The organism is Brevundimonas sp. SL161, from assembly GCF_049896985.1.
Classification (GTDB): Bacteria; Pseudomonadota; Alphaproteobacteria; order Caulobacterales; family Caulobacteraceae; genus Brevundimonas.
The window spans coordinates 15489-36410 of sequence record NZ_JAFCVJ010000009.1 but is presented as its reverse complement, the minus strand read 5'-3'; the positions used below and the strand labels follow the sequence as shown (position 1 = coordinate 36410).

The 20922-nt window shown below is 66.8% G+C and carries 15 protein-coding genes; 11 read left to right on the top strand and 4 right to left on the bottom strand.

Annotated elements, in window-relative coordinates:
* Nucleotides 1-10 precede the first annotated feature (10 nt).
* From ACP7AU_RS08475 to ACP7AU_RS08465, 3 genes are read left to right on the top strand one after another with little or no spacing between them, the layout of a single operon-like run.
* On the top strand, nt 11-1594 hold the full coding sequence (locus ACP7AU_RS08475; protein WP_426039326.1) for an AbgT family transporter: 1584 nt from the start codon (nt 11-13) through the stop codon (nt 1592-1594).
* On the top strand, nt 1591-3450 hold the full coding sequence (locus ACP7AU_RS08470) for a CocE/NonD family hydrolase (protein WP_426051124.1): 1860 nt from the start codon (nt 1591-1593) through the stop codon (nt 3448-3450). The genes ACP7AU_RS08475 and ACP7AU_RS08470 overlap by 4 nt, the downstream gene beginning before the upstream one ends.
* A 9-nt stretch (nt 3451-3459) precedes the next feature.
* Entirely contained in the window at nt 3460-4383 is a 924-nt protein-coding gene (locus tag ACP7AU_RS08465; protein WP_426039328.1) for a LysR substrate-binding domain-containing protein, read from the top strand.
* A 289-nt stretch (nt 4384-4672) separates the two neighbouring features.
* Here the strand turns inward: ACP7AU_RS08465 and ACP7AU_RS08460 are convergent, their stop codons facing one another.
* On the bottom strand, nt 4673-5974 hold the full coding sequence (locus ACP7AU_RS08460) for a DUF5690 family protein (protein ID WP_426051123.1): 1302 nt from the start codon (nt 5972-5974) through the stop codon (nt 4673-4675).
* Between the two features lie 73 nt (nt 5975-6047).
* On the opposite strand from ACP7AU_RS08460, the gene ACP7AU_RS08455 reads away from it, so the two are divergent.
* The 3 genes from ACP7AU_RS08455 to phnX are packed head-to-tail and all read left to right on the top strand — an operon-like array spanning nt 6048 to nt 9184.
* Nucleotides 6048-7229 carry a phosphatidylinositol-specific phospholipase C1-like protein gene (locus ACP7AU_RS08455; protein WP_426051122.1) on the top strand — a complete coding sequence of 394 codons (1182 nt, stop codon included), beginning with the start codon at nt 6048-6050 and terminating at the stop codon, nt 7227-7229.
* A gap of 3 nt (nt 7230-7232) precedes the next feature.
* Nucleotides 7233-8366, top strand: coding sequence for a TIGR03364 family FAD-dependent oxidoreductase (locus tag ACP7AU_RS08450; RefSeq protein WP_426051121.1), 1134 nt, complete (start codon nt 7233-7235; stop codon nt 8364-8366).
* Nucleotides 8363-9184, top strand: a complete 822-nt coding sequence (gene phnX / locus ACP7AU_RS08445) for a phosphonoacetaldehyde hydrolase (RefSeq protein ID WP_426051120.1) — start codon at nt 8363-8365, stop codon at nt 9182-9184. Before ACP7AU_RS08450 ends, phnX begins: the two co-directional genes overlap by 4 nt.
* A gap of 131 nt (nt 9185-9315) precedes the next feature.
* Here phnX and ACP7AU_RS08440 read toward each other — a convergent pair whose 3' ends face one another.
* Nucleotides 9316-9915 carry a phosphonate degradation HD-domain oxygenase gene (locus ACP7AU_RS08440; protein ID WP_426051119.1) on the bottom strand — a complete coding sequence of 200 codons (600 nt, stop codon included), beginning with the start codon at nt 9913-9915 and terminating at the stop codon, nt 9316-9318.
* Nucleotides 9916-10014: 99 nt separating this feature from the next.
* The gene (locus tag ACP7AU_RS08435) at nt 10015-11679 is read right to left on the bottom strand and encodes an alkaline phosphatase family protein (RefSeq protein ID WP_426051118.1); all 1665 of its coding nucleotides are present in this window, start codon (nt 11677-11679) and stop codon (nt 10015-10017) included.
* Between the two features lie 184 nt (nt 11680-11863).
* Between ACP7AU_RS08435 and ACP7AU_RS08430 the strand changes: the two genes are divergently transcribed.
* Complete coding sequence (locus ACP7AU_RS08430; RefSeq protein ID WP_426051117.1) at nt 11864-12598, top strand: UTRA domain-containing protein; 735 nt, start codon at nt 11864-11866, stop codon at nt 12596-12598.
* Here the strand turns inward: ACP7AU_RS08430 and ACP7AU_RS08425 are convergent.
* Complete coding sequence (locus ACP7AU_RS08425; RefSeq protein WP_426051116.1) at nt 12595-14691, bottom strand: phosphocholine-specific phospholipase C; 2097 nt, start codon at nt 14689-14691, stop codon at nt 12595-12597. The genes ACP7AU_RS08430 and ACP7AU_RS08425 overlap by 4 nt on opposite strands.
* Nucleotides 14692-14892: 201 nt before the next feature.
* Here ACP7AU_RS08425 and ACP7AU_RS08420 point away from each other — a divergent pair, with 201 nt between their 5' ends.
* The 4 genes from ACP7AU_RS08420 to ACP7AU_RS08405 all read left to right on the top strand — a co-directional run bounded on the left by ACP7AU_RS08420 (nt 14893) and on the right by ACP7AU_RS08405 (nt 20922).
* Nucleotides 14893-17676 (top strand): TonB-dependent receptor, encoded by a 2784-nt coding sequence (locus ACP7AU_RS08420; protein ID WP_426051115.1) that lies wholly within the window; start codon nt 14893-14895, stop codon nt 17674-17676.
* 71 nt (nt 17677-17747) lie between these two features.
* Nucleotides 17748-18386, top strand: a complete 639-nt coding sequence (locus ACP7AU_RS08415) for a sulfotransferase family 2 domain-containing protein (RefSeq protein ID WP_426039336.1) — start codon at nt 17748-17750, stop codon at nt 18384-18386.
* Nucleotides 18383-19006, top strand: coding sequence for an aspartyl/asparaginyl beta-hydroxylase domain-containing protein (locus ACP7AU_RS08410; RefSeq protein WP_426051114.1), 624 nt, complete (start codon nt 18383-18385; stop codon nt 19004-19006). The genes ACP7AU_RS08415 and ACP7AU_RS08410 overlap by 4 nt, the downstream gene beginning before the upstream one ends.
* Nucleotides 18967-20922: a sulfotransferase gene (locus ACP7AU_RS08405; RefSeq protein ID WP_426051113.1), complete on the top strand. Its 1956-nt coding sequence runs from the start codon at nt 18967-18969 to the stop codon at nt 20920-20922. Before ACP7AU_RS08410 ends, ACP7AU_RS08405 begins: the two co-directional genes overlap by 40 nt.

Below are 20922 nucleotides of genomic sequence, written 5' to 3'. Positions count from 1 at the left end.
AGGTTCCGGCATGACGGATGTGAATGGCCCATCCCCGACGGCGCGTCGGGGATGGCTGGACCGGGTCGAGCGGCTGGGCAACGCCTTGCCCGACCCGGTCTTCATCCTGGCGGGATGTATCGTGGTGCTGGTCATCGTGTCCGTCTTTGCGGCCGGGTCGGGCTGGAGCGCGGTCAATCCGGTGACCGGCGACCGGCTGGCCACCCAGAGCCTGCTGTCGTCGGAGAACGTCGCCAGACTCTTCGTCGACATGCCCGAGACGCTGACGCGGTTCCCGCCCCTGGGTCTGGTGCTGGTGGTCATGCTCGGTGCGGCAGTGGCCGAGCGGTCGGGCCTGTTCGCGGCGCTGCTGGGCGGAGGCGTGCGCCATCTGCCGACGCGCTTCCTGAGCCCGGCGGTCTTCATCATCGGCCTGTTTTCGCACCATGCGGCCGACGCGGCCTATGTCGTTCTGATCCCTCTGACGGCGCTGATGTTCGCGCGGGCGGGACGGCATCCGCTGGCGGGTGTGGCGATCGCCTATGCCGGAATTTCAGGTGCCTTCGCTGGCAACGTCATCCCCGGGCAGTTCGACCTGCTGATGCTTGGCATCACGGCGCCGGCCGCGCAGCTGATCGACCCGAGCTATGGCGTCAATCCGCTCGGGAACTGGTGGTTTACCCTGGCCATCGGCGTCCTGTTCACCCCCATCGCCTGGTTTGTGACGGACCGGATCATCGAGCCGCGCCTCGGCAAGTGGTCGGGTCAGCTGCCGGAAGGCGTCGCCGAGGCCGATGACATGGGCGTGCTCGATGCGCGCCAGCGGAAGGGCCTGATGCTGGCCGGTCTGGTTGCCTTGTCGGTCGTGGGTCTGTTCGCTGCCCTGACGCTGTGGCCCGGCGCGCCGCTGATCGATGCCGAGGCGGTCGGACCCCGGCGACTGGCGCCCTTCTACGGGGCTCTGGTGGCGGCCTTCATGATGCTGTTCCTCGGCTGCGGCTGGGCCTATGGCGCGGCGGCGGGGACCATTGCCAGCCACCGCACCCTGGTCCGGATGATGGGGGAGGGGATGCGCGACATCGCTCCCTATATCGTGCTGGCCTTCTTCGCCGCCCACTTCGTCGCCATGTTCTCCTGGTCGAACCTGGGGCCGGTGCTGGCGGTCCGGGGGGCCGAGGCGCTGACCGCGCTGTCCATGCCCAAGCCGCTGCTGCTGGTGTCCTTGCTGGGGATGTCGTCCGGTCTGGATCTGGTGATCGGTTCAGCCTCGGCCAAGTGGAGTGCGATGGCGCCCGTCGTCGTGCCCATGATGATGCTGCTGGGCGTCTCGCCGGAGATGACCACGGCCGCCTACCGGATGGGCGACTCGATCTTCAACATCGTCACGCCGCTGGCCAGCAATTTCCCGCTGGTGCTGATCATCAGCCAGAGGTGGAAGCCCGATTTCGGCATCGGTTCGATGATCGCCCTGATGCTACCCTACAGTATCGCCTTCGGCCTGGCCGGGATCGCGCTGGTGACCCTGTGGGTATCCCTGTCCCTGCCGGTCGGTCCGGGCGCGCCCGCGACCTATAGGCTGCCGCCGCCCGCCATCGCTACGCCGGCGATCCCGTGAGCGCCGTTCTCCACCCCAGACTCGGTGAGGACATCGTTGTCCTGCGCGACGTCATGGCGCCGATGCGTGACGGCGTGCGTCTGGCCGCAGACATCTATCTGCCAGCCGCCACGGGTCCGTTCAGCGTCATTCTGGAGCGGACCCCGTACGACAAGCGGGGAACGAACCACGCCGACCGGACGGCCGCCGATCCGACGCCGCGTTCCAAGCCCGAGGTCGCGGCCGACTTCGCGCGCGCCGGGTACGCCTACGTCCTGCAGGACTGCCGGGGGCGTTCGGCCTCCGAGGGCGTCTTCTCTAAATACCTGAACGAGGCCGACGACGGCTATGACACCCTGAGCTGGATCGCGGACCAGCCCTGGTGCGACGGGCGGATCGGCATGACCGGCCTGTCCTATTCCGCTCACGTCCAGGCGGCCGTGGCGGCGCTGGGGCATCCGGCACTGGCCGCGATGTTCATGGATTCAGGCGGGTTCTCCAGCGGCTATCACAGCGGCATCCGCCAGGGCGGGGCCTTCGAGCTCAAGCAACTGACCTGGGCCTACAAACACGCGCTGCAGGCACCGGCGACCGCCGCCGATCCGGCGCGCAGGGCCGCGCTGGAGGCTGAGGACATCGGCGCGTGGGTGCGGGTGAATCCCTGGCTTCCCGGCCATTCTCCCCTGACCGCCGCCCCGGAATACGAAGACTTCATCGTACAGATGTGGGCGCGCGGGACCTTCGGTCCGTTCTGGACGCAACCCGACCTTTGCGCCTCCGCCCACTACCAGCGGTTCACCGACGCGCCGATGGTGTTCATGAGCAGCTGGTACGATCCCTATGCGCTCGCGGCGACCGAGAATTTCGCCGCCCTCAGCCGCATGAAGGCGGGCCCGGTGCGGCTGGTGATGGGGCCGTGGACCCATGGGCAGCGGTCGGTGACCTTCGCGGGAGACGCCGACTTCGGGCCGGAGGCGACGCTGGACGGTCATCTGGCGGATGACTACCTGCGTCTGCGCCTGGACTGGTTCGACCGCCACCTGCGCCGGGACCCTGCGGTCGCGGACCCGCTGTCGTCGCCGGTCCGGCTGTTCGTCATGGGCGGCGGGACCGGTCGTCGCACGGCGCAGGATCGACTCGATCATGGCGGGCGCTGGCGCGACGAGGCGGACTGGCCGCCGCCCGCTGTCGAGGCCACGGCCTTCCACCTCTCGGGCGACGGAGGACTGTCGCGCGCGATCCCCGAGGCGGGCGAGCGCTCCTGGCGGCACGATCCGGGCAATCCCGTTCCCACCATCGGCGGCGCTATCGCCTCGGGCGCGCCCCTGATGGAGGCGGGCGGCTTCAACCAGCGGGAGACCTTCGACCTGTACGGGGCCTCCATGCCGGGCAGGGACCTGGCCGACCGCGACGATGTCGTCACCTTCCAGACCGAAGTTCTGACCCAGGCGGTGGAGGTCACCGGGCCGGTGTCGGCCCGGCTGTGGATTTCCGCGAGTGCCCTGGACTGCGACGTCATGATCAAACTGGTCGATGTCTATCCGCCCAATACCGACTATCCCGAGGGATACGCCCTGAACTTGACCCATGGCGTCCTGCGCCTACGCTTCCGCGACGGGTTCGAGACCGCGCATCCAATGCGGCCGGGGGAAGTGTATGGCGTCGACATCAAGGCCTTTCCGACGTCCAACCTGTTCGCGGCCGGTCATCGGATCCGGCTGGACCTATCGGCCAGCAACTTCCCTCATTTCGACGTCAACCCGGGCACGGGTGTGCCGGCCGGGGAGGCCAGCGAACCTGTCGCTGCGATCTGCGCCGTTCATTTCGGGCCTGACGCTCTGTCGCATATCGTGCTTCCGATCCGGCCGATCGCCTAGGGTCATGCCATGACCCCGGACGCCGACGGCCGTCAGACGATCCGGCTGAGAGCGCTCCGGATCTTCAATGCGATCGTCCGGCTGGGCTCGGTGACCGGCGCGGCACGCGCCCAGGGGCTGAGCCAACCCGCCGCGAGCCGGTTGCTGGCCCAGCTCGAACGCGACGTGGGGTTCGAACTGTTCCATCGCGATCGTGGACGGCTGATGCTGACCGCCGACGGACTGTTGTTGCATCAGGAGGTGGAACGCGCGCTCGACAACGTTGATCGTGTGCAGTCGCTGGCCCGCGACATCTCGGACTTTCGCGTCGGCCACCTGCGCCTCGTCGCCCCGCCCAGTTTCCTCGAAGCGATCCTACCCGACATGATCGAGCGCTTTCTGGAGCAGTACCCCCAGGTGCATGTGTCGATCGATTCCCACGGCGTCGAGGTCGCCAAGGCGATGATCGCGTCGCGGACGGTGAACGCCGGCTTCGTCAAACTGCCGCACAATCGCGCCGACCTGCGGACCGAAACGGTGCTGGTCAGCGAGAGCGCCTGCGTCCTGCCGGTCGGCCACCCTCTGGCGGCGCAGGAGACGGTCGCGGCGGCGGATATGCGCGGCGTCCCGCTGATCCTGCTGGGCCAGGGCCAGCGGTTCCGCGCCCAGGTCGAGGCCGCCTTCGCCGATGCCGGCGTGGTGCCAAGGGTCAAGGTCGAGACCCATACGATCGCCTCGGCCTGTGCGCTCGCGTCTCGTGGCGTGGGCGTCGCCATCGTCAACGAGAGGCTGGCGAAGGCCTATGTCCGGGAGGGCACGGTCCTGCGGCGGTTCACGCCCGGCATCCGCCACGAATACGGCTTCGCGACCTCGGCCAACTCCGGCCCGGATCGCCTTGCAGAGGCGTTCCTCGGCGTCGTCCGGGCCAATCTGCGTAGTGAGCCCGAGCGCTAGAATCGCATGGTCTTGAGCCGTCGCAAGGCGGTCGTCCCAAGCTCTGTGCGGACGACGCTGTCAGGAGAATCAGTCATCTGTAAAACCTCCAGCATTCAACGCCATCTGCTCAGCAGACCGAGCCTCCGGCTTTTCCGGGCCGAGGCGGCGAACGCGTTGGCCGAATTAGTTGGCTGAATCCAGACGGGGAGGGCGCCTTTCGACTTCGCCCGGTTGGGGGCCAGACCCTGACGCCGTCCAATTTTGCGGAGGAAGGTCAGTCCCCCAGCACGGTGACCTCTGCGCGCTATTACGTTCCGTCTGTTGGGTCACGCATCGGGCCACTCTCGCGGCCACGCAAGAACAGGACCGCCGCGCCAGTCACCAGCACGAGGCCTGCCACGCTGGTGGCATAGGCTGCGCCGACGAAGAAGCGCAGCCAAGGCAGATCGACCGCGGCGAAGTTGCGCACCAGCAGCAGTATGACACTGCCCACATATCCGGACGCGTCGGCCACATAGATCAGGAAGCCGGCGGTCGCGACGGTTCCGGAATAGGCGATCAGCCGATCGAACAGCATGGCGTTGAAGGGCGTGTAGGCCAGATACAGGCCTGCCCCGCTGACGATCATCCAGGCGATTGGTGAGAGCAGGCCGTGCTGGAAGGCCAGGGTCGAGCCGCCCAGAGTGACGAATCCAACCAGGATCACCGCGTGCATCAGCAACAAGGCCCGGCCATTGTTCTTGACCGCGATCATCACGCCCATCGCGATCAGGGACAGCACCGCCACCGGGCCTTCGCTGGCGGTGAAGACCGAGGCGGCGTCGCCATAGCCCAGCGCCTGCCAGATCTCGGCGGCGAAATTGTCGCGCAGGTCGCGGAATGCCGTCAACATCACATAGGCGGCGACCAGCAGGACGAGGACCGGCCAATGGGCTGCCAGGAAGGCGGCCCGTTCCCTGGCCATCATCGGCCGGCGCGCCACGCGCTCGGCCTCGTCCGCAGGGCTGGGTGGGGGCAGTGCGGCGAGCGCGAGGACCGATACCGCCAGTAGCGGCATGAAGACCACCCCGACCGCCGCCGGCATCCAGTAGGCGCTGACGTCGAAGCCGTCCATCAGGGTCTTGCCGACCGACTTCACCACGCCCGACGACAGGATGAAACTGGCGCACAGGATCGCGCCCAGGACCTCGCTGGTGCGTCGACCCTCCATGAAGCCGAACACCAGACCCCAGATCAGACCCAGAGGCAGGCCGTTGAGGAACAGGGCCGCCACGTTCCAAGGCGCAGGGACGACGGCGAACAGCACGAGGGCGATCCAGGAGGCGCCGATCAAAATGATGATCGCGCCCGCCCGATACTCTGGCCGCATCTCGGCGATGACCTTGATGCCGATCAGCTTGGACAGGGCGTAGCCGGCGACCTGGGCGATCACGAGCGCGATCTTGTAGTCCAGCGCGAATTCCCAGCCCGGGACCAGGTCGAAGGTCGCGGCGGTGAACGGCTTTCGGAAGGCGTACATCGAGAAATACGCGCAGAATCCCGCAAGACCGGCGAACAGAACGAAGATCACGGCGTTGGCCCGCGCCAGCCAGAGCCGCAGTCGGTTCATCACTTGACATGCTTTCGTTGCATCGATGTGGTCTAGACCAAACCTGCAACGGCTGGATGACGGAGAGGCGCCTATGCGCTGGGTGGCGGCGATGCTGGAACTGGCGGGTTTGGGCATGGCGCAGGCGGCACCCTGCGACCTTGCCGCGGCCTCGGCCGATCGTGCGGGCGCGGCCTGTGAGCACGCCTGGATGGACGCCAATCTGCGGCTGAACGACCTGCTGATGGTCGGCACGCACAATAGCTACAAGGCAACGATGCCCGGACCGCTGATGACCCTGCTGAGGCAGCTCGACCCGGGTCAGGCGGATGGACTCGACTACGGCCATCGGCCGTTGGTCGAGCAACTGGACGACGGCGCCCGCCAACTCGAGATCGACATCTTTTACGACCCCGAAGGCGGCAGGTTTGCCGAGCCTGCGGGCATGGCCGTTGCGGCTCTGACGCTCGATCCGGTGCACGGCGCGGCGCTCCAGGTTCCGGGCTTCAAGGTGATGCATGTCCAGGACGTCGATGTGTTGAGCGTCTGCGTGCAACTGGTCGAGTGTCTGGGCGTCATCCGGCGCTGGTCGGTCGACCACCCCGACCACGCCCCGTTGCTTCTGATGTTCAACGCCAAAACCGACGCTTCGCCCCTTCCGGGTGGAACAGACGCCCTCCCGTTCGACACCGCAGCCTGGGACGCGCTGGACAGCGAGGTGCGCACCGTCTTCCCGGCCGAGGCCCTGATCACGCCGGACACTGTGCAGGGAGCCTTTCCCACGCTGCGTGAGGCCGTCCTCGCCGGAGCCTGGCCGACGCTGGGCGAGGCCCGCGGCAAGGTGATGTTCGCGCTGGACGAGGGACCGGAGAAGACGGCTGCCTATCGCGGTTCGCGTCGCTCGCTCGAAGGCCGGGTTTTCTTCATCAATACCGACGAGACCTCGCCGGCCGCCGCCTATCTGACGCTTAACGACCCTGTCGCCGAGGGCCCGCGCATCCGGGCGGCGGTTGAGGCCGGTTTTATCGTCCGCACCCGCGCCGATGCGGATACGGCCGAGGCGCGGGTCAACGACGCCCGGCGTCGTGACGCAGCCTTGGCTTCGGGCGCTCAATACGTCTCGACCGACTATATGCTGCCGGACGCACGGTTCGCCGGCGGATACCAGGTGCGGCTGCCGGGGAATGCGGCCGCGCTGTGCAACCCGCTGCGCGCGGCGGGCCGGTGCGGCGACGCCGGGATTGATCCGATCGCCTCGGCCCGACCGGTGAACTGACAGATGGACAAGCGCTACGACATCGCGGTGGTGGGCGCGGGCATCGTCGGCCTGGCCTGCGCCTTGGCCGCCGCCCGCCGGGGTCTGTCGGTCGTCGTGATCGACCGGGACGCCCAGGCGAACGGCGCCTCGATCCGTAACTTCGGCTTCGTCACCGTCACTGGCCAACCCCGCGGCCTTGTCTGGCGACGGGCGCACCGCAGCCGCGCCGTCTGGGATGAGGTCGCCGCAGAGGCGGGCATCCCGGTACTGCAACGCGGTCTTTGGCTACCGGTCCGGCGCCCCGAGGCCGTCACGGTGCTGGACGCCTTCATGGCGACTGAAATGGGCGAGGGGTGTCGCCTGTTGACGGCGGACGAGGCGCGGGTGCGCGCGCCGGATGCGACCGGCCCCGAGACCGCCGCGACCCTCTGGAGCCCCCATGATCTGCGTGTGGATTCGCGTACGGCGATCCCGCGTCTGGCGGCCTGGCTGGCCGATCGTTACGGCGTCGTCTTCCTGCGCCAGACCGCCGTCCATGCGGTCGAGCCGCCGCGCATCGTCACCGCCAGGGGCGTGATCGAGGCCGGTACGGCGGTGGTCTGCCCCGGCGACGACTTCGCCAGCCTGTTCCCGGACCGTTTGTCCAACGCCGGACTGGTGCGCTGCAAGCTGCAGATGATGCGATTGGCCTCGCCCGGCTTCACCCTGCCGGCGCCGGTCATGTCGGATCTGGGTCTCGTCCGTTACGGCGGTTACGCAGACCTGCCTGAAACGGCCCCCCTGCGCGCGCGGCTGCAGGCGGAGCAGGGCGACGCCCTCGCCAATGGCGTCCATCTGATCGCCGTGCAGGAGGCCGACGGCGACTTGGTGGTCGGCGACAGCCACCACGATGCCGCCACGCCGGACCCCTTTGCGGGCGAGGCCGTGGATCGGCTGATCCTGGACGAGTGGCGCGCCGCCACCGGGCATCCGGCCCCGCCGGTTCTGCAGCGCTGGACGGGAACCTATGCCCGCGGCCCCCACGCCAGCCTGATCGAGGCCCCGCATCCGCGTGTGCGCCTCGCGCTCGTCACCGCCGGCAACGGCGCCTCCACCGGCTTCGCCTTCGGCGAGGAGGTGATCGCCAGCCTGTTCGAGGAGACTTCCGAACCATGACCTCCATCCGCGACTCCTTTGACATGGTCGTTTTCGACTGGGCCGGCACCACCGTCGATTTCGGCAGCCGCGCGCCGATGCTGGCGTTGATCGAGGCCTTCGCCGCCCTCGGCGTGACGGTCTCTGAAGAGGAGGTGCGCCGGGACATGGGCCGCGCCAAGGCCGACCATGTCCGCGCCATGTTCGAACAGCCCCGGATCGCACGGGCCTGGCAGGATGCGCACCGCGCCCTGCCGGGGCAGGCGGTGCTTGAACAGGTAATGGCTGAGCTTCAGGCCCCGATGATCCGGCTGGCCGGAGAGACTGCAGACCTCGTCCCCGGCGTCGCCGCCGCCATTTCCAGCTTGCGCGAGCAGAGTGTGAAGATCGCCTCGTGCACCGGCTACACGCGCGAGATGATGCTGGCGATCCTGCCGCGCGCCGCGAGCCAGGGTTATGCGCCCGACCTGGTCGTGTGTGCGCACGAAACGCCCCAGGGACGGCCTTCGCCGCTGATGATCTACAAGGCCAGCGCCGAGTTGGGCGTCTGGCCGCTTGCACGTGTGGTCAAGGTCGACGACGCAGAAATCGGGATGGCGGAGGGGCGGAATGCGGGCTGTTTCACCGTGGGCGTGGCCGCGTCGGGCAATATGGCGGGCCTTACGGCACAGGCGCTGGCCGAGCTGGACAGCGACGCACGCGCCGCTCTGTTGAGCGCGGCCGCCGTTCGGTTGCGGGCAGCCGGCGCCGACCTGGTCATCGACACGGTCGCCGATCTCGTCCCGGCGCTGCAAGCCGAAGCCGCCCGGCGTGCCGGCCAGGGCATCGACGCCCGCTAGAGCCAGATCGTTTGAGACGGAAGCGCTTCGCGCTTCTGTCGAAAGCGTGAATCAGGCTCTCGCTCATATCTGGAGCAGGATTTACGGCATCAGCGGAATCGCGAAGCGATTCCTCCTCAGCCGATCCTGCTCTAGGTGGAAGTTTGAGCGACCGGGGCCGCCGCTTCAGTCTGTTCGGCGAGCGAGATGAGCAGATCACGATAGTCGGCCAGCGGCGCGATCACCACGCCCTCGACCTTCCCCAGTTCGTCGTAGCGACGCAGCCTTATAGCCGCCTCGAACCCGGGCGACGCGCTGAACGCGTCGGCCTCCGGCTCGGTCATGGCTCCCCCCTGCAGATCCAGGCTCTGGCTGGAGGCCGGGCTCAGCGATTCGAGATACCCGGTTTCACGCGTCGCGAGATAGCGCTTGGCTTCCACGTGCAGGCGGATCGGTTCGGTGACCAGCGGGCCGAAGCCCTGGGCCAGCCAAGCCGCGCCAATGCGTTCGTGAAAGGCGTCGAGGCCACGATCGGCGGCGTCCTCGCCCTGCTTTTGCAGCAGGTGGCCGATGTCGTGCAGCAGCGCGGCGGCCACCAGCGCGTCAGGATCGCCAGCGGCGCGCGCGTGATGGGCGCATTGCAGCGCATGCTCGAGCTGCGTCACGGCCTCGCCATAGCGGGCGCCGCCGAGCTGATCGAAGAGGGCGATGGTTGCGCCGACGAAGGCTTCGGCGGATTGCGGTCGCATCATAAGGAATCCAGGCGGCAATCTTGGACTATACCAGAACAACCTGGCGCCGTTAAGTCGGTTGACCGGCCGATCGATGGGACCGAGCCGCGGAAGGGGCGTTCAACGCGGCGTCAGCAGGTTCGGATCGACGAACTGGCGCGGGATGCCGGGACCTTCGAAATAGGCGCCCAGCCAAGAGCCGCCGCCCCCACTGAAGTATTCGACGCGGATGGCGTGCTTGCCGGGCTGAAGATCGATCCTGCCGGCGGCGGTGATCACCCCGTGGTCGCCGTCGTTGTCCACGACCGTCTTGCCGTCGATGTAAAGCTTGCTGCCGTCGTCCGAGGCCAGCGAAAAGCCGTACGACCCGGCGGTGGCGATAGTGATGTCACCCTCGAACACCACGGCGACGGCGTCTTCGCGCGGCAGGGTCAGCCCATCGATGCTCAGCTCATGCGTATGACCCGTGGCCGCCGGTTGAAGGCGCGAAAAGTCCGGAAGCCGCACCGGCCCTTCCGGCATCAGATAGGCGCTGTAGGTGAGGCCGCGCGGCCCGGCGCTCTCGTCCAGGATACGGAAATAGGCCGTGGCCGGAACGCTGGCGGCCAGGCCGTCAACGAACAGGCCGGCGCGCACGATGGTGCTGCGGGTGATCTGGACTGGGCCGGCGTAGAGGGGCGACGCGCTGGTTGGGATGGAATTGTCCAATGTATAGCGGATCTCGCCGACTGGGTTCGGATTGCGGATGGTCATCTGCGCCGTCCGGTCGACGAACAGGCCGCCCGAAGGCGCATTGCCCTGCCCCACGGGTTCGATGAGCGGCGAGGCATGGAAGCTGCTGATCCGGTAGGCCTGCACCGGCGCCGGCTCGCCGGCCATGGCAGGCCGGACCGGGCGCCCCAGCCAGGCATAGGGGATGTCCGCGCCCAGTAGCCAGGCCGCAGTTGCGGGGGTGTCGAAGGTGTTGATGGGCAGGTCGAGCTCCACGCCCCGGTTGACGCCGCCGCCGTAGGCGATCCACGGAATTTCCAGCTCGGCCAGCGTCTCTCCGCCATGCCCCTTGCCCACGCCGCCGTGGTCGGAGGTCACCAGGATGACCGTGTCGTCGGCGATGCCGGCCTCGATGGTGGCCTGCCGGATCTCAGCGATCAGCGCGTCGGCCCTGGCCACCGCCTCATAGTACTGCGGCGTGCCATGACCGTATTGATGGCCGGCGTGATCCACGTGATCGAGGTGCACGAACAGGAAGTTGGGGCGGCTGGCCCTTATGTAGGCGGTCGCCAGTGCGGTGGTCTGGTCCTCGTTCTCGCCGTTGACGTCGTAGTCCACGAACCGGTGGTCATAGAGGTTGCCGAACCCCTCCCAGTTATAGATTGAACCTACCTCCCACTCCGGATGCTGATCCGTCAGAATCTGGAAGATGGACGGAAAGAATCCGCCTGAGCCCGTGACCGAGGTCGGGAAATTAAACTCGCCCACCTGCCAGTCATTGCTCGTCACGCCATGCTGTTCCGGACCGGCGCCGTTGAGTATGGAGGCCCAATTGGCGCCACTTGTCGTCGGCATCACGCCCCGGGCGTGCAGGCTCCAGCTGCCATTGGCCATCATGTTGTCCAGGGTCGGCGTGTCCGCCTTCATCACGCCGTCGGGGCTCAAGCCATCGACGCCGATGACAATGACGTGGCGGACCGTTTGAGCAGCGACAGAGGAAGCGGGCCCCATGCCCGCCATTGCGGCGGCGGTGAAGGCCACGACCAGCGCGGCGACCTTGATCGGCTTGTCCATGACAGACTCCCGGAGAGAAATGGCTTGAGAAGCCGCGAGACACGGCCTGCAAAACTGGTATGTACCAAGAATCGAGCCGTGCTCGGCGAAGCTTTCGTGAAAAGCTCTTGGCGTTTGCGTGGCGCCTTGACGTGGAACCGACGGGGTCGGATCGAAGGCGTGGTTCAATCCCGGGATTCAAATGGTGAACACCGCCTCAGCCTTGAAGTCCGAAGGTCTGCACTACCTGGGCATGCGCGACGACATCGCGAGGCGCATCGCCGCGGGCGATCTGAAGCCAGGCGACAAGCTGCCGTCCGAGCGGCGACTGCAGGACGAGGTCGGCGTCGCGCGAGGCACCATCCGCGCGGGCCTGTTCCAACTCGAGGCAGAGGGGGTGATCTATCGCCGCGACCGCAGCGGCTGGTACGTATCGCCGCCGCCTGTGGTGTATGACCCGACCCGCTGGGAAGGCTTCATGTCCTATGTCGAGGCGCAGGGGCGCAATCCGACAACGGAGACCATTTCGGCCGACCTGGTCGTCGCGGACCCCCTTCTGGCCGAGGTCTTCTCCCGCCCGGCCGGCTCGCCGCTCTACATGATTCGCCGCCGCCGCTATGTGGACAGTCGGGCCGTGCTGGTTGAGCGGATCGTCGTCGACGCCGCGCTTGCGCCGGACCTGTTGCGCTTCTCCTTCGACAAGTCGCTGACCAGCATTCTGAAGAGCGAGTACGGCCTGTCCGTCGCCCGCAACCAGGTCAGCATGCAGCCCTGTGCCCTGACGGGCTATGAAGCCGAGGCTTTGCGGCTAAAGCCAGGCCTGCCCGGTCTGGCCGTCCAGCGCATCAGTTACGACGCGCAAGGCCGCGTTGTGGAGTACGACCACGAGCACTGGCGTCACGACGCTGTGCGGATCAGCGTCGACATCCGCGTGCGCTAAACCAGGCGGAGGGGACCCGGTCCGCCGTTCGCGGGGTCCGACCAGGACGCGCTTCCCGTCTCGACATGGCCCGCGATGCGCCAGGCCTGGCCGCCCGCCTCTAATTGTCGATCATACCAGCCGTGGCTGTCCGTGAGCGCCATCGAGAGGGTGCGGGTCTCGCCGACGGCCAGCCTGACCACCTCACTGGCGGCGCCGTAGGCGCGGTCCGTCATGGCGATCGACAGTGGCGTCGACGCGAGGTTTTCAAGACGCAGTGCGGTCGGTGCGACCCTGCCACCCTCGACGCTGACCGCGAACCGATCACTTCGGCCCGTCAGGCGTCGGTGGAAGCCGTTGGGACCGATGACGAACAGATTCACGTCTTCGTCCGGCAGCGGCAGCGCGTGGGCCAATTCCTCTCCCGCACCCACCGTGTAGCGGGCCGGAAACCGGTCCAGCCGCGCAACGTCATAGACGTGAAAGACGGCTGCACGCTCCACCGACTGGTTCGTCAGCAGCAGGGCGCGCCCTGTGTCCGAAACCCGGAGCCGGGCGCCGAGATGATAGGGGGTGGCGCGGCGCGGACGCAGGCCGGTCTCCTGCACTGGCGCGGCTGCCTGATCCGGCACGGGCGGAGGAATTTCCTCCAGGCGAGCCGCCCGGATCGACAGCGCCTCGGTCTCCGGAAGCGCCGCCATGAAGTCGACCGTGTCGGGCGCCGCGAAATCAAAGCATGACGTCAGGTCGCCACATACGCCGCGTCGCCAGGCGCTGATATTGGGTTCATGCACGCCGAAGCGCGCCTCGAGGAAGCGCAGAATGCTGGTGTGATCGAAGACCTCGGACGCGACATGCCCTCCCTTGCTCCACGGCGAGATCACATACAGTGGCACGCGCATGCCAAGGCCGTAGGGGCGGTCCAGATAAGGCTCGTCGCCGGCCGCCTGGGGGTGGACATGATATTCATCGTCCGCCGGTATGCTGGTCGCGCCGACCGAGCGGCCGGACACGCGCGCTGGCGGGGCGGGCGGCGGCACGTGGTCGAACAGGCCATCGTTCTCGTCGAAATTGATCAGCAGGACTGTCCGCGCCCAGACGTGGGGGTTGGCCGTCAAGGCATCGAGCACCCTGGCCGTATAGTCCGCGCCCTGCAGGGGGGTGGAGACGCTGGGATGTTCCGACATGGCCGCAGGCGCGATAATCCACGACACCTCCGGCAGGCTGCCCGCCAGCACGTCCTGTTCGAGCCCGTCCAGGGTGCGGGTCGTCATGGTTCGGCGTGACAGAAGGGTCTCGGCGGCGCCCGAGGCGCCGTGCGCCCGGCGATAGCTCTGGAAGCCGACGAGGGGGTTGTCGGTGAAATTGTCCGCCATGTCCTGGTAGATCTGGAAGCCGACGCCGGCGTCCATCAGTCGCTCGGGATAGGTGGTCCAGAGGTAGCCGCCGTGGTGAAGCGGGTCGGCCTCCAGGGTGTCATAGCCATTGTTGATGGCGGGGCCGCCGGCCCTGGCGAGCGGGTCGTGGGTGCCGGTCCAGATATAGAGACGGTTGGGGTTGGTGCTGGTGTGCAGGGCGCTGTGATAGGCGTCGCACAGGGTGAAGGCCTCGGCGAGGGCGAACTGGAACGGCAGGTCTTCGCGCGCGAAATGGGCCATCGACTGGTTCTGCTTGTGGCGTGGCCATTCGCCCATCCGCCCGTTGTCCCAGGCCGCCTGACTGTCGGCGAAGCCGTGGGGCGTGCCGAGCGGGCGATAGAGGCGGAAGTCAGCATTCGTATCCAAACGGAACGGCGCGACCAGCGCGGGCTCGACTCCCTCTTGCTCATTGGGCTGGACCAGAACGGTACGATCCGGCGCGGTCTGCAACGGGGGAGCAGGAACGGCGAAACGGTCGCCGAAGCCCCGCACGCCGCGCATCGTGCCGAAATAATGGTCGAAGGCGCGGTTCTCCTGCGTCAGGATAACGACGTGCGCGACGTCCATCAACGTGCCGGTGCGTCGATCGGCGGGGATCTCCAGAGCCCGGGCGATCGAAGGCGTAAAGGCGGCTGCCGCCCCCGCTGAGGCCATCATTGCGGCGATGAAGCTGCGGCGATCCTGCATTGGCGTCATGGCTCGTCCTCCGGACGGTGGGGCTGACAAGTCGCTGCCGCCCGCGTCTTCCTAGGTTTTGCCGATTGCGATCGTATGACAGCGACCGATCGGACGACGCGAATTCTCGCACTCCGCACAGAGTGGTCAGCGAAACGTCACGCGGCTGTTACCCCCAACTGCTCTAACAATCTGGTGCAGACCAGTTGGGGGATACAACACATGCTCAAGCAAAACACTGTTCCGACTACGCGCCGGAATTTCAGGAATTTACTGCTCGCTACGGTCTCCGCAGCCGTCGTCGGCGCCGGTTCGACGGTCGCCTATGCGCAGGACGGGGCCAGTGAGCTCGACGAGGTCATCGTCACCGGCTACCGCCGCTCGCTGAGCGACGCCCGCGACATCAAACAGGACTCGGTCATCGCGGTAGACGCCATTGTCGCGGAAGACATGGCCAAATTCCCCGACCTTAACCTGGCGGAGTCGTTGCAGCGTCTTCCGGGCGTGCAGATCACCCGTGAAGCCGGCGAGGGCCGCCGTATTTCGTTGCGCGGACTGGGTGCTGACTTCAGCCGCGTTCAGCTGAACGGGATGGAAGTTCTTGGCAACGTCGACTCGGCCCAGGATAGCCGCGGCCAGCGGTCGCGAGACCGGGCCTTCGACTTCAACATTTTCGCCTCTGAACTGTTCTCGCGCGTCGAGGTCGAGAAGACTTTCCAGGCGTCGCAGAAAGAAGGCGGCATGGCCGGTACGGTCGGCCTGTTCACCGGTCGCCCCTTCGACACCGAGCCTGGCTTCCGCGGCGCCGTGACCTCCAAGGTCGGGACCAACGAATACACCGACGACGCCCAGCCGCGCGTCGCCGCCCTTCTCACCCAGAATTGGGACAATGTTTTCGGTGTCTCCTTCTCGGCGGCTTACAGCCGTCGTCGGACGACCGAGCAGGGGCGCAACACCTATAACTACGAACAGGCCAGCGCCGGCCGTCTGCAGGCGATGGTCAACGCTGGCCTGAACATCTCCCGCTTGTCCGCAGCTGAACAGGCGAAGTTCCTGTCCGGCGACCTGTATTTCGCTGACGGCAACCGCACCTCGTCCTGGAACGCCGAGCAGGAGCGCCTGGGCCTGACGGCAGCGGTCCAATGGCGTCCGACCGGGACCATGGAGCTCACGCTCGACGTGCTTCATGGTCAGTTCACCACTGAGCGGAACGAGCTGCACCTGGCCACGCGCCCGTTGAACTCGTCCGGCTCGATCGCCTTCGACACCGCCGCAGGCGCCCCTTGGCCTTCGATGTTCCGGACGGCGTCGGTCATCAACGACATCGCCTGGGACGCCAACGACTACGTCACCATGACCGACGTCACCGGCACGACCTTCGGCAGCGAGCATCGCCGGTCACGCAACGAGAATGAGTTCAACCAGATCGTGTTGACCGGCACTTGGGACCTGTCCGACCGCCTGAGGATCGACGGTCACATCGGCTACGAGAAGTCGACGTATGGGACGCCCTACGACGACAAACTGTACATGCGCGCCAAGGGCAACCTGATCGCCAACTATGGCGCTGACGGTCGCTCGGCGACCTTCGAATATCCGGGCTTCGACGCCACCAACCCGGCCAACTACGCGATGGACTCGTTCTACTACCGTGGCTTCCACAATGAATCTGAGCTTCACGAGGGCGAGCTGAACGCCCGCTCAGAACTGAACGACACCTGGACCTTCAGCGCCGGCGCCGCCTATCACAAGTTCCGCCAGGAAGGCGTCGACACCTTCTATGACGACAACGTCAACGGCACGCGGGGCAAGACGCGCGGCACTTCGGTCGCCGACATCGCCGACGTCTTCACCAACCAGTTCGGCTCCTGGCTGGTCGGCAACTACGACCGGGCCTTCGCGAAATACCGCGAATATCACCGCTTCGGTCCCAATACCGACGGCACGGGCGGCGCGCTGCAGGACATCGAGAACGTCTTCGAGACCACGGAAGAGACGATCTCCGGCTTCGTCCAGGCCGATTGGGACAGTGAAGTGATGGGGCGTCCCTTCCGCGGCAACATCGGCCTGCGCGGCTACTCGACCGACACCCGCAGCGTCGGCTGGATCCAGGGCGACAGCTATGCCTACCTGGGCACATCCGATGTCGAGGGCAGCTATGAGGGCGTCCTGCCGGCTCTGAACACGGTGCTTGAAGTCGCCCCCGACGTCCTGCTGCGCTTTTCGGCGACCCAGAACCTGAACCGCCCGGGTCTCGGCTCGATGGCGGCCGAAGGCAGCGCCTTCCAGAACGAGGACTCGGGCGAGATCACCGCCTCGCGCGGCAATCCGAATCTGGAGCCCTACAAGGTCAACGCCTACGATCTGGGTCTGGAATACTATTTCGGCGACGTCGGCCTCGTCGCGGTCAGCCTCTTCCAGAAGGACATCACCAACTACATCGGATCGGTGTTGCTGGAGAACGTGCCATTCAGCGAGACAGGTGTTCCGTTCGGCACCATCCCGGGCGCCACGGAAAACACCATCGTCAGCGAGTTCTCGATGCCCATCAACATCGAAGGCACAAACACTCTGACCGGCGTTGAACTGACGGTGCAGGCGCAGCTGACCTTCCTGCCGGCGCCTTTCGATGGCTTCGGCGTGACGGCCAACTACACCAAGGTGGACGCGGACGAGGACCTGACCGGCTTCTCGCCCGAGAGTTATAACGCCACTGTGTATTTCGAGACCACCCAGTGGGGCGCTCGCGCCTCCATGAGCCACCGCGCCACCTGGTTCAGCGGCTACAGCGCCGATCCGATGAGCGCTGGCACGCGGGGCTTCGAGGCTTCGACCTACGTCGACGCTGCCGCCTTCTTCAACATCGCGGATGACCTGCAGCTCACCGTGGACGCCGTCAACCTGACCAACGAGAAGGACACCCAGTTCTGGGGGCGCAACCAGTATCTCTACAATCAGAACCAGAGCGGAACGACCTATATGGCCGGGGTCAGCTACAAGTTCTGACACGATCGCCAGCCTATGACGGGCGTCCCTCCTCACAGAGAGGGGGGGCGCCCCTTTTCGGTATCCGACCCATGATCGTTTCCCATCGCCACCGCTTCATCTTCGCCGCCGTGCCCAAGACCGGCACGCATGCGGTCCGGCAGGCCCTGCGCGAACAAATGGGGGACGAGGATGTCGAGCAGGTGGGGCTTTTCGTCGACAAGCGTTTCCCGTGGTCCGACCTGGCCGCCATCCGGCACGGCCACCTGTCGCTTCAGCAGGTGCGTCCGCACCTCGGCGAGGCGGCGTTCGGCGGCTATCTGAAGTTCGCCTTCGTCCGCAATCCGTTCGACCGCTTCGTCTCCTACTGCGCCTTCATGCTGCGCGGAGGCGACGTCTTCGAGCGCCAGCCGCGCGAGGTGATGCGCAAATTCCTGTTCGACCAGCCGCCTGAGCAGCACATTTTGTTCCAGCCGCAGGCGTCCCTGCTGGTTGACGGGAATGGCGAGACCTTGCTGACGGACGTGGTGGGCCGCGTAGAGGACATGCAGGGCTCGTACGATGCGATCTGTGCGCGGATCGGCATTCCTTCCCGGCCGCTCGAGCGGATCAACGGCACCAGACGCGGGGACTATCGCCGCTATTACGACCCGGAGCTGATCGACGCCGTCGCCGCCCGCTACGCGCAGGACCTGGACCTGTTCGGCTACACCTTCGAAGGTTCGCGGTGAGCCCTGTCGACCTGACCGGTAATCCGCGCAAGACCACGGGCGTTCGCCTGCTGGGGCCGGTCGATATCGTCGCGCTGCAAGCGGCCGTGCGGGCGATTCCCGAAGCCGTCTGGGACGCCGAGAACGTCGACAAGCCCAACAAGCTCGAGGCCCTCGACGCCACGCGCCACATCGTCTTTCGTTTCATCGACAGCGGCCGCGACTGGCGTGCGTCGCACGACCGCCCGGCCTGGCCGGACTGGCGTGCGCTGCTCGAACCGGTGATGGCTGCCGCCGTGCGCGACTACGGCTATGCGCGCGGCGTCTTTCCACGGGTGATGTTGGCGAGGATGCGGCCGGGCGGCGTGATCCATCCGCACGTCGACGCCAATCCGGCCGCGAAGTGGCCGCACAAGATCCACGTGCCGCTCTCGACCAATCCCGGCGTGGAGTGCTTCTTCGGCGGCGAGGAGCATCATTTCCCCACCGGCGCGGCGGTGGAGGTCAACAACCTCGGCCCGCACTGGGTGCGGAACGCCGGAGACACCGACCGCGTCCATCTGATCTTCGAATATTACGACGCCGACCAGCCCGACCCGCCATGGCTGAAGCCCTTCCTGCTGACCGGCGCCGCGCGGTGAACGCCCCCTCCGACATAGACACGCGCGACACCTTGCTGCATCGCGCCCGCGAGTTGCGCGTGGACGCGCGCATGCCCGAAGCCCTGGCCGTACTCGCGGATCTGCACCACCTGCATCCGCGGTTCAGCCGCCTGCATCAGGAGCGCGGACACTGCCATGTGCTGCTGGGGAATGCCGCGGCGGCGGTGGAGGCCTTGGGCCAGGCGGTGCGTCTCAATCCCTCGCTGCCGGCCAGCTGGGACATGCTGGAACAGCTTCATCGCCTGCGCGGAGAGACGGCCGAGGCGGCCTATGCGGCGGAGCGGCTGGCCGTCCTGAATCAGCTGCCTCCGGAGGTGGTCGCGGCCGACAGCCTGTTGGCTGACGGGGACCTGGAGCCGGCCGAAACAATCCTTCGGGACTATCTGCGCCGGGCGGGCGACAATGTGGGGGCCCTGCGGCTGTTGGCGCGCGTCCGCCAGACTCAGGAGGAGCCTGAGGAGGCCGCCACACTGCTCGAAGCGGCGCTCGAACGCGCACCGGACTATCACGCCGCCCGGCTCGACTACGCCATGCTGCTGCTCACGCTGCAGCAGCCTCTGCCGGCGCGGCGAGAGGCGGAACACCTGCTCGCCCAAGACCCTGCCAACCGCGATTACCGCAAACTGTACGGCGCGGCCTGCGTCGCCCTGGGCGACCATGAGCCAGTAATCGACCTGTACGAAACGCTGCTGGCCGATGGACGCGGGTCGAGCGCCGAGGTCGCCGACCTGCGTCTGTGGCGGGCCAACGCCCTCAAGGTGACGGGCCGACAAGGCGAAGCCATCGCGGACTATCGCGCCTCCCTAGCGGCGCGCCCCGACAATGGCGTCGCCTGGTTCAGCCTGGCCAACCTGAAGACCCATGCCTTCACCAAGGATGACGTCGCCCGTATGCAGGCTGCGGAGGCGCGACACGATCTGCAGGAGATGGATCGGGTCTATCTGTGCTTCGCTCTGGGCAAGGCGCTGGAAGACCAGAAGGACCATGCCGCCTCGTGGCGGTTCTACGAACGCGGCAACGCCCTGCGCAGCGCCGCCGGCCGCTGGCGTCCCGAGGTCGCGGAGGCCTGCGCCCGGCGCTTGAAAGCGGTGTTCACGGCCGAGTTCTTTGCTGCGCGGAGCGGCTGGGGCGTTGCTGACGCTGCACCGGTCTTCATCGTCGGCCTTCCACGGTCTGGCTCGACGCTGATCGAGCAGATCCTGGCCTCCCATTCTGCAGTCGAGGGCACCCAGGAACTGACCGTCATCGATCGATACGTCGGAGAACTTTGCGGTCGCGATCCCCATTGCGGCCTGCCGCTGCATCCTGAGGCCATCGCGCGCCTGACGGCAGATCAGGCCCGCGCCCTGGGCCAGCGGTTCCTTACCGACACGGCCGTCCGCCGCCGGCTGGGCCGGCCATTCTTCATCGACAAGATGCCGAACAATGTCTGGCACATCGGCCTGATCCAGCTAATCCTGCCCCGGGCGATCATCATCGACGTCCGGCGCTCGCCGATGGCCTGTGGGTTCAGCAATCTCAAGCAGCTGTTCGGCACGACCCATCACGCCTTCACCTATGGAGCCGAGGCCATCGGCCGCTACTACCGGACCTATCTCGAGCTCATGAGCCACTGGGACGACGTCCTGCCAGGCCGGGCGCTGCGGGTGAACTATGAGGACGTGGTTGACGACCTCGAAGGCGGGGTTCGGCGCATACTGGCGCACTGCGGACTGCCATTCGAACCGGCCTGTCTGGCTTTCCACCAGACCCGGCGCAGCATCCGCACGCCCAGCTCCGAACAGGTGCGCCGTCCCATCGCGCGGGAGGGGCTGGACCAATGGCGGAACTACACGCCCTGGCTGTCGCCTCTGGAAGATGCGCTGGGCGACGCCGTGACCGGCTACAGGGACTGA

Bases quoted from the DNA above. Each gene is read 5' to 3' on its own strand.
- ACP7AU_RS08475 (WP_426039326.1), top strand. From the start codon at position 11: ATGACGGATGTGAATGGCCCATCCCCGACGGCGCGTCGGGGATGGCTG.
- ACP7AU_RS08465 (WP_426039328.1), top strand. From the start codon at position 3,460: ATGACCCCGGACGCCGACGGCCGTCAGACGATCCGGCTGAGAGCGCTC.
- ACP7AU_RS08460 (WP_426051123.1), bottom strand. From the start codon at position 5,974: ATGAACCGACTGCGGCTCTGGCTGGCGCGGGCCAACGCCGTGATCTTC.
- ACP7AU_RS08455 (WP_426051122.1), top strand. From the start codon at position 6,048: ATGCGCTGGGTGGCGGCGATGCTGGAACTGGCGGGTTTGGGCATGGCG.
- ACP7AU_RS08450 (WP_426051121.1), top strand. From the start codon at position 7,233: ATGGACAAGCGCTACGACATCGCGGTGGTGGGCGCGGGCATCGTCGGC.
- phnX (WP_426051120.1), top strand. From the start codon at position 8,363: ATGACCTCCATCCGCGACTCCTTTGACATGGTCGTTTTCGACTGGGCC.
- ACP7AU_RS08440 (WP_426051119.1), bottom strand. From the start codon at position 9,915: ATGATGCGACCGCAATCCGCCGAAGCCTTCGTCGGCGCAACCATCGCC.
- ACP7AU_RS08435 (WP_426051118.1), bottom strand. From the start codon at position 11,679: ATGGACAAGCCGATCAAGGTCGCCGCGCTGGTCGTGGCCTTCACCGCC.
- ACP7AU_RS08425 (WP_426051116.1), bottom strand. From the start codon at position 14,691: ATGACGCCAATGCAGGATCGCCGCAGCTTCATCGCCGCAATGATGGCC.
- ACP7AU_RS08420 (WP_426051115.1), top strand. From the start codon at position 14,893: ATGCTCAAGCAAAACACTGTTCCGACTACGCGCCGGAATTTCAGGAAT.
- ACP7AU_RS08415 (WP_426039336.1), top strand. From the start codon at position 17,748: ATGATCGTTTCCCATCGCCACCGCTTCATCTTCGCCGCCGTGCCCAAG.
- ACP7AU_RS08405 (WP_426051113.1), top strand. From the start codon at position 18,967: ATGGCTGAAGCCCTTCCTGCTGACCGGCGCCGCGCGGTGAACGCCCCC.